This window comes from Neorhizobium sp. T25_27, assembly GCF_002968565.1.
GTDB lineage: Bacteria > Pseudomonadota > Alphaproteobacteria > Rhizobiales > Rhizobiaceae > Neorhizobium > Neorhizobium tomejilense.
In genome coordinates, this window is the sequence record NZ_PVBJ01000001.1 from 142,038 (window position 1) to 155,331 (window position 13,294).

Annotated in this window: 17 protein-coding genes; 8 read left to right on the forward strand and 9 right to left on the reverse strand. The window is 62.2% G+C overall.

Annotated elements, in window-relative coordinates; all coding sequences use genetic code 11:
- Positions 1 to 29: 29 nt before the first annotated feature.
- Entirely contained in the window at positions 30 to 1,283 is a 1,254-nt protein-coding gene (locus C5J24_RS00750) for a Zn-dependent hydrolase (protein ID WP_105414843.1), read from the reverse strand.
- 251 nt (positions 1,284 to 1,534) lie between these two features.
- Here C5J24_RS00750 and C5J24_RS00755 point away from each other — a divergent pair, with 251 nt between their 5' ends.
- A complete protein-coding gene (locus C5J24_RS00755) occupies positions 1,535 to 2,179 on the forward strand; it encodes a TetR family transcriptional regulator C-terminal domain-containing protein (RefSeq protein WP_105400362.1) in 645 nt (214 codons plus the stop codon).
- A gap of 80 nt (positions 2,180 to 2,259) precedes the next feature.
- Here C5J24_RS00755 and C5J24_RS00760 read toward each other — a convergent pair whose 3' ends face one another.
- Positions 2,260 to 3,297 (reverse strand): glutamine synthetase beta-grasp domain-containing protein, encoded by a 1,038-nt coding sequence (locus C5J24_RS00760; RefSeq protein WP_038544528.1) that lies wholly within the window; start codon positions 3,295 to 3,297, stop codon positions 2,260 to 2,262.
- Positions 3,298 to 3,744: 447 nt separating this feature from the next.
- On the opposite strand from C5J24_RS00760, the gene C5J24_RS00765 reads away from it, so the two are divergent.
- Positions 3,745 to 3,942, forward strand: coding sequence for a DUF2735 domain-containing protein (locus C5J24_RS00765; RefSeq protein ID WP_105414845.1), 198 nt, complete (start codon positions 3,745 to 3,747; stop codon positions 3,940 to 3,942).
- A gap of 64 nt (positions 3,943 to 4,006) precedes the next feature.
- On the opposite strand, the gene C5J24_RS00770 is transcribed toward C5J24_RS00765, so the two are convergent.
- Positions 4,007 to 5,047 (reverse strand): YeiH family protein, encoded by a 1,041-nt coding sequence (locus C5J24_RS00770; RefSeq protein ID WP_105414847.1) that lies wholly within the window; start codon positions 5,045 to 5,047, stop codon positions 4,007 to 4,009.
- A gap of 113 nt (positions 5,048 to 5,160) precedes the next feature.
- On the opposite strand from C5J24_RS00770, the gene C5J24_RS00775 reads away from it, so the two are divergent.
- From C5J24_RS00775 to C5J24_RS00790, 4 genes are all read left to right on the forward strand, one after another.
- Positions 5,161 to 6,060 carry a LysR substrate-binding domain-containing protein gene (locus C5J24_RS00775; RefSeq protein ID WP_105414849.1) on the forward strand — a complete coding sequence of 300 codons (900 nt, stop codon included), beginning with the start codon at positions 5,161 to 5,163 and terminating at the stop codon, positions 6,058 to 6,060.
- Between the two features lie 224 nt (positions 6,061 to 6,284).
- Positions 6,285 to 6,506: a DUF680 domain-containing protein gene (locus C5J24_RS00780; protein ID WP_105414851.1), complete on the forward strand. Its 222-nt coding sequence runs from the start codon at positions 6,285 to 6,287 to the stop codon at positions 6,504 to 6,506.
- Positions 6,507 to 6,592: 86 nt separating this feature from the next.
- The gene (locus C5J24_RS00785) at positions 6,593 to 6,817 is read left to right on the forward strand and encodes a hypothetical protein (RefSeq protein WP_105400365.1); all 225 of its coding nucleotides are present in this window, start codon (positions 6,593 to 6,595) and stop codon (positions 6,815 to 6,817) included.
- Positions 6,818 to 6,957: 140 nt separating this feature from the next.
- Complete coding sequence (locus C5J24_RS00790; protein WP_105414853.1) at positions 6,958 to 7,440, forward strand: hypothetical protein; 483 nt, start codon at positions 6,958 to 6,960, stop codon at positions 7,438 to 7,440.
- Between the two features lie 19 nt (positions 7,441 to 7,459).
- On the opposite strand, the gene preA is transcribed toward C5J24_RS00790, so the two are convergent.
- Positions 7,460 to 8,773 carry an NAD-dependent dihydropyrimidine dehydrogenase subunit PreA gene (gene preA / locus C5J24_RS00795; protein ID WP_105414855.1) on the reverse strand — a complete coding sequence of 438 codons (1,314 nt, stop codon included), beginning with the start codon at positions 8,771 to 8,773 and terminating at the stop codon, positions 7,460 to 7,462.
- A 15-nt stretch (positions 8,774 to 8,788) separates the two neighbouring features.
- Positions 8,789 to 10,162 carry an NAD(P)-dependent oxidoreductase gene (locus tag C5J24_RS00800; RefSeq protein ID WP_105414857.1) on the reverse strand — a complete coding sequence of 458 codons (1,374 nt, stop codon included), beginning with the start codon at positions 10,160 to 10,162 and terminating at the stop codon, positions 8,789 to 8,791.
- A gap of 224 nt (positions 10,163 to 10,386) precedes the next feature.
- Between C5J24_RS00800 and C5J24_RS00805 the strand changes: the two genes are divergently transcribed.
- Together C5J24_RS00805 and C5J24_RS00810 are read left to right on the forward strand one after the other, a co-directional pair.
- The gene (locus C5J24_RS00805; protein WP_105416537.1) at positions 10,387 to 10,791 is read left to right on the forward strand and encodes a DUF2325 domain-containing protein; all 405 of its coding nucleotides are present in this window, start codon (positions 10,387 to 10,389) and stop codon (positions 10,789 to 10,791) included.
- The gene (locus tag C5J24_RS00810; protein WP_105416539.1) at positions 10,772 to 10,993 is read left to right on the forward strand and encodes a hypothetical protein; all 222 of its coding nucleotides are present in this window, start codon (positions 10,772 to 10,774) and stop codon (positions 10,991 to 10,993) included. Before C5J24_RS00805 ends, C5J24_RS00810 begins: the two co-directional genes overlap by 20 nt.
- 221 nt (positions 10,994 to 11,214) lie before the next feature.
- Here the strand turns inward: C5J24_RS00810 and C5J24_RS00815 are convergent, their stop codons facing one another.
- The 4 genes from C5J24_RS00815 to C5J24_RS00830 form a co-directional block, all read right to left on the reverse strand.
- Positions 11,215 to 11,535 carry a DUF423 domain-containing protein gene (locus C5J24_RS00815; RefSeq protein ID WP_245446532.1) on the reverse strand — a complete coding sequence of 107 codons (321 nt, stop codon included), beginning with the start codon at positions 11,533 to 11,535 and terminating at the stop codon, positions 11,215 to 11,217.
- Between the two features lie 55 nt (positions 11,536 to 11,590).
- Positions 11,591 to 11,980, reverse strand: a complete 390-nt coding sequence (locus tag C5J24_RS00820) for a group II truncated hemoglobin (RefSeq protein ID WP_105414861.1) — start codon at positions 11,978 to 11,980, stop codon at positions 11,591 to 11,593.
- Between the two features lie 109 nt (positions 11,981 to 12,089).
- Positions 12,090 to 12,269, reverse strand: a complete 180-nt coding sequence (locus tag C5J24_RS00825) for a hypothetical protein (RefSeq protein ID WP_046635211.1) — start codon at positions 12,267 to 12,269, stop codon at positions 12,090 to 12,092.
- Positions 12,270 to 12,505: 236 nt separating this feature from the next.
- Positions 12,506 to 13,291, reverse strand: a complete 786-nt coding sequence (locus C5J24_RS00830; protein ID WP_046635213.1) for an ATP-binding cassette domain-containing protein — start codon at positions 13,289 to 13,291, stop codon at positions 12,506 to 12,508.
- Between the last annotated feature and the right edge of the window lie 3 nt (positions 13,292 to 13,294).

Genomic DNA, 13,294 nt, shown 5'->3' on the forward strand with positions numbered 1-13,294 from the left:
TTTCCTGTCTCAAGGTGGCGGTTGCAATGCTACTCCACAATCTCCGCCGTCTCCAGCACGGCATGGAACAGCACATCCGCGCCGGCTGCCGCCCATTCCCTGGAGATCTCCTCCGCCTCGTTGTGCGAAAGTCCGCCGACGCAGGGGCACATGATCATCGTCGCGGGCGCCACCTTGGCGGCCCAGCAGGCGTCGTGGCCGGCGCCGGAGATGATGTTCATATGGCTGTAGCCGAGCTTTTCGGCCGCTTCGCGGACCCGGCCGACCAGGACCGGGTCGAAGGTCACCGGATCGAAATGGCCGACCGCCTCGACCGAACAGCCGACGCCCAGGGGCTCGCAGATCTCGGCCGCCTGTTTCTCGATCGTCGCCCGCATCCGGTCCAGCTTTTCCTGGGAGGGCGTGCGGATGTCGACGGTGAACACCACCTTGCCCGGCAGCACGTTGCGGGAGTTGGGCGAGAAGAACACCTGGCCGACGCCGCCGACGGCGCCCGGCTGTTCGGACATCGCCACCGCCTGCACCATTTCGAGGATGCGGCCGAAGGCAAGGCCGGCATTGACGCGCAGGTTCATCGGCGTCGAGCCCGTATGTGCTTCGCGGCCGGTCAGCGTGAATTCCAGCCACCACAGTCCCTGGCAGTGGGTGACGACACCGATCTGCTTGTTCTCCGCCTCGAGGATCGGCCCCTGTTCGATATGGTATTCGAAATAGGCATGCATCTTTCGGGCGCCGACCTCCTCGTCGCCGAGCCAGCCGATGCGCTTCAGTTCGTCGCCATAGGTCTTGCCGTCCGGATCCTTGCGGCCGTAGGCGTAGTCGATCGAGTGAATGCCGGCGAACACGCCCGATGCCAGCATGGCAGGTGCGAAACGCGCGCCTTCCTCGTTCGCCCAGTTGGTGACGACGATCGGATGTTTCGTCCTGATCCCGAGGTCGTTCATGGTGCGGACCACTTCCAACGCGCCGAGCACGCCGAGAACGCCGTCATATTTGCCGCCGGTCGGCTGGGTGTCGAGATGGCTGCCGACATAGACCGGCAGCGCATCCGGATCGGTGCCGGCGCGGGTGGCGAACATCGTGCCCATCTTGTCGACGCCGACCGTCATTCCTTCGGCCTCGCACCATGTCTTGAAGAGGTGGCGGCCTTCGCCGTCCGCATCCGTCAGCGTCTGGCGATTGTTGCCGCCGGCTATGCCGGGGCCGATCTTCGCCATGTCCATGAGCATGTCCCACAGACGATCGCCGTTGATGCGCAAGTTCTCGCCGGGTGCTGCCACCATTTTTCAGTCCTCGCCTGTTTTCACGGCCACCCGTGCGGGCGGCATGCTTTTCGTTCCCATGGTCCTCCGCGCGCCTGCTTTGAAAAAGAGGCATGCGAAGATCGGCATTGCGTTTATTCTGCTTGTCGCCGATAATTTGACCGCTTGGTAAAACATTACAATTTCCTCGGCTCCACTCAAGACGAAAATCACGAAAAATCCAGAGGAATTTCCAAAGCGCCGGGTGGACGCGGAAGAGGGCAAGGACAGGCATGGCCATCCCAAGGGCGGCGAAGACGCAGAGACGCACCCGCATTCAGGAGGAGAAGGAGGAGCGCATCCTCGAAGCGGCGCTCGACGTGTTTTCCCAGAACGGTTTCCGCGGCGCAACGATCGACCAGATCGCCGATGCGGCGGGCATGTCGAAACCCAATCTGCTCTATTATTTCCGTACCAAGGAGGCGATCCACCGTCACCTGATCGACCGGGTCCTGTTCACCTGGCTGGAGCCGTTGCGGGCGTTCGATGCGGAGGGCAACCCTGAATCCGAGATCCGCTCCTATATCCGCCGCAAGCTCGAAATGGCCCGCGATTTCCCCCGCGAAAGCCGGCTTTTCGCCAACGAGGTGTTGCAGGGCGCGCCGCATATCGAGGATGAGCTGAAAGGCCCGCTGAAGGCGCTGGTCGATGAAAAGGCGGAGGTGATCCGCGCCTGGGCGCGGTCCGGTAAGATCGCCAAATGCGATCCCTACCACCTGATCTTCTCGATCTGGTCGACGACCCAGCATTATGCCGACTTCGACGTGCAGGTGCGCGCCGTGCTCGGCCAGGACTATGCGGGCGAGGGGCGTTTCGAGGATGCGGCGCGGTTTCTGGAGCAGCTCTTCATAGACGGGCTGCGGGCGCGCAACGCCTGAAATTCCTTCGTAAGTCCGAAAACGAAAAACGCCGGCGCTGAGGCCGGCGTCTTCTCATCTACCGATTGCCGGGCCTGGTATCAGGCTGCGGCGGAAGCCCGGTTGGTGGGGACTTCGGCGATCGTCTTCAGAACCTGGGAAGCGATCTGGTAGGGGTCGCCCTGGGAGTTCGGACGGCGGTCTTCCAGATAGCCCTTGTAGTCGTTCTTGACGAACGAATGCGGCACGCGGATCGAGGCACCGCGGTCGGCAACGCCGTAGGAGAACTTGTTCCACGGAGCCGTTTCGTGCTTGCCGGTCAGACGCTTGTCGTTGTCCGGGCCGTAGACGGCGATGTGGTCCATCAGGTTCTTGTCGAAAGCAGCCATCAGCGCTTCGAAATAGTCCTTGCCGCCAACTTCGCGCATGTATTTGGTGGAGAAGTTGCAGTGCATGCCTGAGCCGTTCCAGTCGGTGTCGCCGAGCGGCTTGCAGTGGTATTCGATGTCGATGCCGTACTTTTCAGTCAGGCGCTGCAGCAGGTAGCGTGCCATCCAGATCTGGTCGGCGGCCTTCTTGGAGCCCTTGCCGAAAACCTGGAATTCCCACTGGCCCTTGGCCACTTCGGCGTTGATGCCTTCGTGGTTGATGCCGGCTTCCAGGCAGAGGTCGAGATGCTCTTCGACGATTTCGCGGGCGACGTCACCGACGTTCGAGTAACCGACGCCGGTGTAATACGGGCCCTGCGGAGCCGGGTAACCCTGTTCCGGGAAGCCGAGCGGGCGGCCGTTCTGGTAGAAGAAGTATTCCTGCTCGAAACCGAACCAGGCGTCCTCGTCGTCGAGGATGGTCGCGCGGGCGTTGGTCGCATGCGGCGTGACGCCATCCGGCATCATGACTTCACACATGACCAGCGCGCCGTTGGTGCGGGCCGGATCCGGATAAAGCGCAACCGGCTTCAGCACGCAATCGGACGAGCGGCCTTCGGCCTGCATGGTCGACGAACCGTCGAAGCCCCACAGCGGCAGCTGTTCGAGCGTCGGAAAGGTGTCGAATTCCTTGATCTGCGTCTTGCCACGCAGGTTCGGTACCGGGGTGTACCCGTCGAGCCAGATGTACTCGAGCTTATACTTGGTCATATTTTATCTCTCAGGCCGTGACGTTCATGGTTGAGCCATCCTGAGGAAGCGGCATCGCAACGATACCGCGCCTCCGGGGTAACCAGAAGAACGCATTTCCCGTGCCAGTTTGCATCGGGGCGACGGTTTTGGATTAAAAAAGTGTGAACGAAGGGCCGCAGGCGGAGCGCTGAGAGGGACTAAAGGTCCCGTAGATCAGCACGGTCTCATGAAATCTCCGAGTTTTAAAGGTTCTATCCAGATTGCTCGGAACCCGGGTCGGTTGGCACACGTTTCCCCGCCGGAGGTTCCTGCGAGCAAAATAGATCGCGGGGACCGCGCTGCCGCTAAATTAGCGCCTAGCGCGAGTCGGGAAAATGATATAAAATCATGCAATAAGCACAAAAAATGTGCAGATTTGTGCTCTGTGCGTGTTTGGATGCACTTTTGAAGTTAGGAGACGATAGGATGGCAATTCACATCCATCGTGAGTCAGCAACGATCTACCAGTTTCCGGTCCGCCCAAGACGGCGGCTGGAGGATGGCCGGACCGTGCCGACCGGAATCCATGACGTTGCCTTGAGCGTTGTCGATACCAATTGCTGGTACCACGACGAGGCGGTGCGGGATTCCGAGCCCAAGAACGATCAGCCGAAACCCTGCTGACTATAGATGACGAAAAGGCCGCGCCATTGGATGACGCGGCCCCATCCCTTCGATCTGATCTTCCTCAGAACGCGAACAGCTTCAGCATCGCGTAGCCGAAAACCGCGATGAACAGCCAGCCGAACGCGCCGAGCGCGAGCGGCCGCCAGCCTTCCGCCTTCAGCTTCCGGATATCGGTCTGCAGTCCCATGGCCGCCAGTGCCATGGACAGGAGGAAGCTGGTCGCGGTCACGAGCGTCTGGCTCACTTCTGCCGGAATGGCGACCGCGCTGTTGACCAGCATCATCCCGATAAACCCGAGTACGAACCATGGCATCGGCGCCGAGGCCTTCGAGGGGCCTTCCGCGCCGGAGCGCATGGCGAGGGCGAGCGTCATGATCAGCGGTGCCAGCATGACGACGCGGGCGAGCTTGGAGATGGTGCCGAACTGTCCGGCGACATCGCCGCCCTGGAAGGCGGCGGCCACCACCTGCGCGACTTCGTGGATGGTGGAGCCGCTCCACAATCCGTAACCGCGTGCGTCGAGCCCGAGCGGCGTGGCGAGCAGCGGATAGGCAAGCATCGACAGCGATCCGAACAGCGTCACGCAGGCGACCGCGTAGGCGACATGCTCCTGCTTGCCGCGCACCACGGTATTGGCGGCGATGACCGCCGAGGCGCCGCAGACCGAGGTGCCGGCGGCGATCAGGTCGGTCAGCGACCGGTCGACACCCATGGCCCGACCGACCAAGCGGATCGCCACGAAGGTGGTCACCAGTGTCAGGGCCACCATGGCAAGGCCGGCGCCGCCGAGCGAGAGGATCTGGCCGGCCGTCACCTGCAAGCCGAGCAACACGATGCCGAAGCGCAGGATGCGCTTAAGCGAAAAGCCGATGCCGGGCTCGACGGCCACCGGGACAGGGGCCAGATTGCGGATCAGCATGCCGAAGACGATCGACAGGATGAGCGGGCTCAGCGCCATCCATCCGGTCAGGTTGCGGACGGTGAGGGCGACCGTCGCGATTGCGGCGGTCAGGAGAAGTCCTGGAAGAAGCTGGGCAAAAGCCGACCAATGGGGCGAGGAGAGGTGGGTGCGCTGTTCCGCAGTCGGCTGGATCGGCTTCATGATTTTTCCAAGAGTGTCTCTATTCGTCGAAAATCATTCTCTCTTTTGCAGAAACACAAATCCAATTGATAAGTTTTCTGATATCGTTCGATAAAAGCGAATGGTTTTGGACAATGACCCTCGATCAGCTTCGAATTTTTCTGGAAGTCGCCGCGCGCGAACATGTGACCCGTGCGGCGGAGGCGCTGAACCTCACCCAGTCGGCGGTGAGTGCGGCGGTCTCGGCGCTGGAGGCGCGGCATGCCGTGATCCTGTTCAACCGGGTCGGGCGGCGGATCGAGCTCACCGAAGCGGGAAAACTATTCGTGCCGGAGGCGCGCGCCGTTTTGGAGCGGGCACAGACCGCCGAGCACGTGCTTGCCGATCTCGGCGGGTCGGCCTCGGGCATCCTGCGGATCCATGCCAGCCAGACCGTCGCGAGCTACTGGCTGCCGGCTCGCCTCGTCAGTTATCACGAGCGGTTTCCGCGCGTCGACCTGCGGCTCACCGTCGGCAATACCCAGAGCGCAGCCGAAGCGGTGCTGACCGGGGCGGCGGAACTGGCGGTCGTCGAAGGCGAGGTGTTTCTGGCGGGGCTGAAACGCCGCAAGGTGGCGGAGGACCGGCTGGTGCTGGTCGTGGGCAGCCGCCATCCCTGGGCGGACGGTCGCAAGATCCGCTCCAGCGACCTTCTCGAAACCAACTGGATCATGCGCGAACAGGGATCCGGTACACGCTCGGCTTTCGAGGCGCAGCTCTTCAATCTCGGCATCGAGCCGCAATCATTGTCCGTTGTCCTTGAAATGCCGTCGAACGAAGCGGCGATGGCGGCGGTGGAGGCGGGGTTGAGCGCCACGGTGCTTTCAAGCCGGGCAGCATCGTCTCACTCCTTCTCCGGCCGGCTTCATATTGCCGATTTCCCGATGCCGCTCCGTCAGTTCTCGGCGATCTTCCATGGCGAGCGGCACGTCACCCGGGCGCTGCGCGCAATGCTCGACCTGTTGAACGAGCCCGCTGAAGACAGCTCCCGCTGATCCCTTGGCCATATCCCACGTAAGTGCGCGCCTTGTGTGAACGATAAAATCTAAGTCGTTCAGTATTTGCGAACAATACGTCTGCAACTTGCTGTCTATTCCCGGCGGCCGACTTGCACCATCTTGAGCATCAGAAGCGCGGCAACGAGCTTCGAAAGACAAGATCAAACACACAGAGAGGGGCTTCGAGGAAACTCAGGCCTACCACATCAAGGAAGAAGACAATGAACAGAATTTCCTCCGCCATCGCCGCAGCCCTGATCGCTTCGGCTTCGTTCGCTTCCGTCGCCCTCGCTGAAGGCGACTATTACCAGGGCGTCCAGAACGCTCCTGCTGCTTCGGCCACCGTTGACCGCATCAGCACCGGCAGCATCAGCCAGAACGACAAGGTCCAGGCCGACGTCAACAGCGGCGACTATTTCGACGGCGCCAACCGCCCGAACTAACTGCAGCTCATTCAAGATACCGAAACAATCTCCGCAGGCCAGGTCGCAAACTGAAAGCCGCGGGTCACTCTGAAGGGACTACCACCATGACCAAGATCACTTCCGCTATCGCCGCAGCCCTTATCGCTTCGGCCTCGTTCGCTTCCGTCGCTCTGGCCGAAGGCGACTATTACGAAGGCGCCTCCAAGGCTTCCGCTACCGTCGATCACGTTCAGACCGGCAGCATCGCCAAGGACCAGCAGAACGCCAACCAGATCCCGGCTCCGATCGGCCGCGGCGACTATTTTGAAGGCGCAAACCGCCCGAGCTAACCTGCATTACACACAGACGAAGAAGGCCCGGCAACCGCCGGGCCTCTTTGCGTTCGTACACCCGTCTCCAGGCAATTCGCATACGCCCCGGGGTCGTGATATAATCGCCGCATCGAAAGAAGTCTTGGGAGGCAAAAGCCATGGAGAGACTGCTTTTTAGGAACCTGCGGCCGCTATACGGCTGGCTTTTCATCGTCGCCTGGTTCGCCATTCTCGGATTGATGACCTGGGTGTTTTTCCGCAACAGCGGCGTAGCGCAAGAGCCGTTCAGGGCGCTCATCCTCGCCTTCTTCTGGGGACTGGGCGGTTGGCTCGCGTCCGGATCCCTTGCCCGGCCGATCGTCTCGGTCCGGCAGGAGAGCGATGGCAGCTGGATCGTCACCCGCCGTTGGCTCTGGACCCATGACGAGGAGCGTATCGACCCCGACCGCCTGCCGTCGCCAACGGTCGAGGCGGAAAGCGACGGGGAGGGCGGCATGCACTACCGCTGTCTCCTGAATACGCCTGAACACGGCTCCGTGGAATTCAGCGAACACCTCAAGCTCGACAGGGCCGCGCTCGCCCGTGACCGGATGGCATCGCTGATCAGGAGCGCCAGAACGAAAATGCCCCGGCCGAGCTGACCGGGGCATAGGATATGGCCTACTCGGCGGCTTGCCTTGCCATCGGGTTGTTGGGATGCTGGGTCCAGTTGGCATAGGTCGGATCGACCACCTTGCCGGTGCGCTTGTCGAGGTCGCCAGCGGGCAGGGCTTCCATGGTGATGCAGTTCTCGACCGGACAGACGTTGACGCAGAGATTGCAGCCGACGCATTCCTCTTCCATCACCTCGAAATGGCGAACGCCATCGACCATGCTGGTGATCGCCTGGTGGGACGTGTCCTCGCAGGCGATGTGACAGCGGCCGCACTTGATGCAGGCGTCCTGGTCGATATGCGCCTTGGCGATGTAGTTGAGGTTGAGATACTGCCAGTCGGTGACATTGGGCACCGCGCGACAGATGATGTCGTCGAGCGAGCGATGGCCCTTCTCGTCCATCCAGTCGGAAAGACCGGTGATCATTTCCTCGACGATCTTGAAGCCGTAGGTCATGGCCGCGGTGCAGACCTGCACGTTGCCGGCGCCGAGCGCCAGGAACTCGGCCGCGTCGCGCCAAGTGGTGATGCCGCCGATGCCGGAGATCGGCAGGCCGTAGGTTTCCGGATCGCGGGCGATTTCGGCGACCATGTTGAGCGCGATCGGCTTGACCGCCGGGCCGCAATAACCGCCATGGCTGCCCTTGCCGCCAACCGATGGGTTGGGCGAGAAGGTGTCGAGATCAACGGAGATGATCGACGAGATCGTGTTGATCAGCGAGACGGCATCCGTGCCGCCGCGTTTGGCGGCACGGGCGGGGTGGCGGATATCGCTGATGTTGGGCGTCAGCTTGGTGATGACCGGCATGCGGGTGTATTGCTTGCACCAGCGCACCACCATCTCGATATATTCCGGCACCTGGCCGACCGCTGAGCCCATGCCGCGCTCGGACATGCCGTGCGGACAGCCGAAGTTGAGCTCGATGCCGTCGACTTCGGTCTCTTCCACCAGCGGCAGGATCGCCTTCCAGGCCTGTTCTTCACAGGGGACCATGATCGAGGCGACGATCGCCCGGTCCGGCCATTTCTTCTTCACTTCCTTCATTTCGCGAAGGTTGGTGTAGAGGTCGCGGTCGGTGATCAGTTCGATATTGTTCAGGCCGAGCAGGCGGCGATCGGCGCCCCAGATGGCACCGTAACGCGGGCCGTTGACGTTGACGACCGGCGGGCCTTCCTCGCCGAGCGTCTTCCAGACCACGCCGCCCCAGCCTGCCTTGAAGGCGCGCTCGACATTGTAGGCCTTGTCGGTCGGCGGCGCCGACGCCAGCCAGAACGGGTTGGGGGATTTGATGCCGACGAAGTTATTGCGGATATCAGCCATTGTCCTGGTCTCCCCTCAAGCGACTGCGGTTGCCGGCCGCGCGGCGGCGGCCAGGGCTTTTGCGATGCTTTCCGCGGCGTCACGCCCCTGCGCGACGGCGGAGACGGTCAGGTCCTCGCCGGTGCCGATGCAATCGCCGCCGGCCCAGACGCCCTCGAGCGAGGTGCGGCCTTCCGGATCGACCACGATCTTGCCCTTTTCGAACTGCAGCGCGCCGAGGCCCGAGGCGGAAAAGGTCTGGCCGATCGCCTTGAAGATCTGGTCGGCGGCGATGACGCCGGTCTCGCCGGTGCCGATCAGCTTGCCGTCGCGCATCGCGGTATATTCTACCTCGATGCCGGCCACCTTGCCGTCCTTGCCGATGATCGATTTCGGTGCCAGCCAATGACGGATGATGACGCCGTTGGCGGTCGCCAGATCCTGCTCGTAGGGCGAGGCGTTCATGTTGTCCTTGCCGCGGCGATAGCAGATCGTCACCTCTTCGGCGCCGAGCAGTTTTGACTGGATGGCGGCATCGATGGCGGTCATGCCACCGCCGAGGACGACGACGCGCCGGCCGATCGGCAGCACGCTCTTGTCCTTCGCCTGGCGAAGGGCGGCGATGAAATCGACCGCATCCTCGACGCCCGTGAGCGCCTCACCTTCGATGCCGAGGCCGTTGACGCCGGCAAGTCCCATGCCGAGGAAAACGGCGTCATATTGCGTGGTCAGGTCGGAAAGTGAGAAATCCCGGCCGAGCGCCTGGCCGTTCCTGATCTCGATGCCGCCGATCGCCGTGACGTAGTGCACCTCGCGGGCGGCGAAATCGTCGACGGCCTTGTAGGTGGCGATGCCGTATTCGTTGAGGCCGCCGGCCTTTTCGCGGGCTTCGAGGATCACCACCGAATGGCCGTGCATGGCGAGCCGGTGTGCGGCCGCAAGGCCGGCGGGACCGGCGCCGACCACGGCGACCGTCTTTCCGGTCGGTGCCTTGCGGCTATAGAACTGCCGGCCCTGTTCCATGGCGATGTCGGTGGAATAACGCTGCAATTTACCGATCTCGACCGGCTTGTCCTCGGCGGTGTTGCGCACGCAGGCCTGTTCGCAGAGCGTCTCGGTGGGACAGACGCGGGCGCACATGCCGCCCAGAATATTCTGGTCGAAGATTGTCTTTGCCGAACCGATCGGATTGCCCGTCTGTATCTGTCTTATGAACAGCGGGATATCGATGGAGGTGGGACAGGCCGTCATGCACGGAGCGTCGTAGCAGAAATAACAGCGATCGGATTCGACCAGCGCCTCGTGCCTGTCGAGACGCGGGTGGAGATCGGCGAAATTCGCCTCATAATCGGTAGCGGCGAGGCGTCCAGCCTCGATTCCGGCCTTCGGACCGTTTCCCAGTCGTTCCATCCTAAGTTCCCTCTTTTATGGATTCATGGACAACTATTGGGCAAAAGGTACCACAGCATAAAAATTTATCAAACGGTAAATTTTTGGAAATGGCGGGCCGTATCAGGGCGCCCGATATATCATGATAAAAAGAGTCCACTTTAATCTTTACTCTGAAAATCAACTTTAATATGGTGCCGGCCATCGAGGAACTGCGGTTCAGCAGAATCGGCGGCGAGGGGCATATGGCCAAGAAGCAGAAGCACAGACACGGCAATTCCGGCGCGGCACCGAAAGGCGCCGAAACGCGGGGGCCGGCTGTCACCGACGTCCGTAGCTTTCTCTATGTCGGCGGCCGTGACTGTCAGGTGGCGCACCTGAGGGAGATTGCCAGCAATTTCGGCGCGGAACTTATCCACCACGACGGCGGTTTGCGCGAGGCAGTTTCCCGCATCGATACCGTGCTGCCCTCGGTCGACTGCGTCTTCTGCCCCATCGACTGTATCAGCCACGATGCGTGTCTGAGGGTGAAGACCGGCTGCAAGAAGTTCGGTGTCGCCTTCGTGCCGCTTCGCAACGGCTCAAAATCCAGTCTGGAGCGGGCGCTTCAGACCATGAAGGAACGCAATGATGAACGAAGAACCTCGTGACACCAGCCTTTTCATCGGCCTGCACAAGCTCGCCGAACAGAATGGCGACGGGCTGGTGCCGGAACTTTACGCGCTGCTGACAAGGCGAGCCGAGGCGGCTGCGGACATGACCAATGTGGTGGTGCTGCCGAAGACGGTTCGGGGGGCGGAGACGGAAGTTTCTCCGGCTGAAAGCGCTCGGGTGCTGGCGTTTAAGCGGTAGGCTCAATTGGGCCCACCCTCTTCTCCCCAACGGGGAGAAGGTGGCCCGAAGGGTCGGATGAGGGGCGCAGCCATAACGTAGTCGCCGAATGCCTGGCCCCCTCATCGCCTCGCATACGCTCGGCACTTCTCCCCGCTGGGGAGAAGAGGGAGTATGCGGACACCGCGCCTCTTCTCTATCTTTTCTTTCTGGGGGAGATGGCCGGCAGGCCAGAAGGGGTCTTAAACTTCCCTTACCTTGGAAAACGCCCCGGCCGCCACGATCAGCCAGCCCAGCATCATCCCTGTTCCGCCCACCGGCGCGGCGAGCGGAAACAATCGGTCGCCGAGATAGTGCCGGGAGACCAGGTCACCCGCGAAGACGATCGTGCCGAGCCCGAGCACCAGCGCACCAAGCGTTGCCGTGCGAAAATGCCGGTGGCCGAGATAGAGCGCCAGCAGGACCGGCGCATGCGCCAGGCACATGGTCGAGGCGGAGCCGAGGATAGCCGTATTCCCACCGTGGCTTGCCGCCGCCGCCAGCGCCACGCCGGCAGCCCCCATCAGGCCGCTCACAAACAGAATCAACGGCCTGATATTGTCGAGTCTTTGCAACGGCCTATTCCTTGTTCTGCATGTGGAAAGCCAGCCGCTCGATCGGCGGCCAGATGATCTCGCGCAGTTTCGGGTTTTCGATCGTCTCGTCCATGGCGCGGCGGAAGCAGAGCATCCATTCATCGCGTTCGAGAGGCCCGATCGCCGCGCCGAAATGGCGCGAGCGTAGCCTTGGGTGCCCGTGTTTTGCCACATAGACCGGAGGGCCGCCGAGATAGCCGGTCAGATAATCGTAGAGTTTCGCCTCGCTGCCTTCGAGGCTCGGCGGATGGACCGCGCGGCAATGAGCCGCTTCCGGCAGCGTGTCCATCAGGCCGTAAAAGCGTTTCACCAGCGCCCGCACCGTCGCGTCGCCGCCGATCGCCTCGTAAAGTGTGATGGTTTCGTCCGCCATGCCCGTTTGGCTCGCTCGCTCTGATCGTCTCAAGCGGTGTTAACGATCCAGGCCCGCACGGGCAAGCGCTACGGCGTCGCAGATGAAGAGCTGGAGGAGGATGCGCCGGTCAATCGGATCCCGCATCCACCTCTTTCGCATTGGGCTCGGGCAGCGAACCGGCACCGGGCGTTTTGTCCCTGTCGATCAGATGCTCCTTGGCATGCGGCCCTGCCGGCGGTTGCTGGGCCGTTTTCATCCGCTTTTCCGTGTGCTCGACGGTCTCCTGTGCAGTCCGATCTTCAGCCATGTCCGGTCCTCCGACATTTCGGTTTTCTGAAAAGCCAACGTCGAGGGAGGAGAGGAGTTCCGAGATCCGGCAATCTCCGGAAGATGCCGCAGCCGGCAATCGCCAGCCGATGTCGCAGCACGGCCGCGATCCGCCTTCAAGCGGTAAGGCGGAACCGGGAAAGAGCCCGGTTCCGCCTCTGCGCTACCCTTGATCAGCGGCGGGCTTCAAAGGGCAGGCGCAATTCTGTCTGGCAGTCACACCACCTTCATGGCGCCGGGGCCTGGCGTGGCGCCGGGCGGCACCTTGCCGAGGATGATCATGCCGAGCACCTCGTCCTTGGTGACGTCCTCGGTGCGGGCATGGCCGACCACCTTGCCGTTCTTCATCACGAAGACGCGGTCGGCGAGGTCGAAGACATCGTGGATGTCGTGGCTGATCAGGAAGATGCCGATGCCTTCGCGCTTCAGCTGCTTGATGAGGTCGCCCACCTGCGCCGTCTCCTGGGGGCCGAGCGCAGCAGTCGGCTCGTCCATGATCAGGATGCGGGCGTCGAACAGGATCGCGCGGGCAATCGCCACCGATTGCCGCTGACCGCCGGAAAGCGCCTTCACCGGTTCCTTGAAGCGCTTGAAGTTGGGGTTCAGGCGCCCCATCACCTCGCGGGCGCTGGCCTCCATGGCGACGTCGTCGAGCGTGCCCCATTTTGTCTGCAGCTCGCGGCCGAGATAGAGGTTGGCGGCGGCATCGACATTGTCGGCAACGGCAAGCGTCTGGTAGATCGTCTCGATGCCGTATTTCTTGGCGTCGCGCGGGTTGCGGATGTCGGCGGTCTCGCCGTTGATCATGATGTCGCCGTTGTCGCGCTTGTAGGCGCCCGACAGGATCTTGATCAGCGTCGATTTTCCGGCACCGTTATGGCCGAGCAGCGCCACGACCTCGCCGGGGAAAAGATCGACCGAGGCATTCTCGACAGCGTGGATCCCGCCGAAGGAGATGGAAATGTTCTTCATTTCCACGAGCGGAGTGGTTTGTTCCGTCACGAT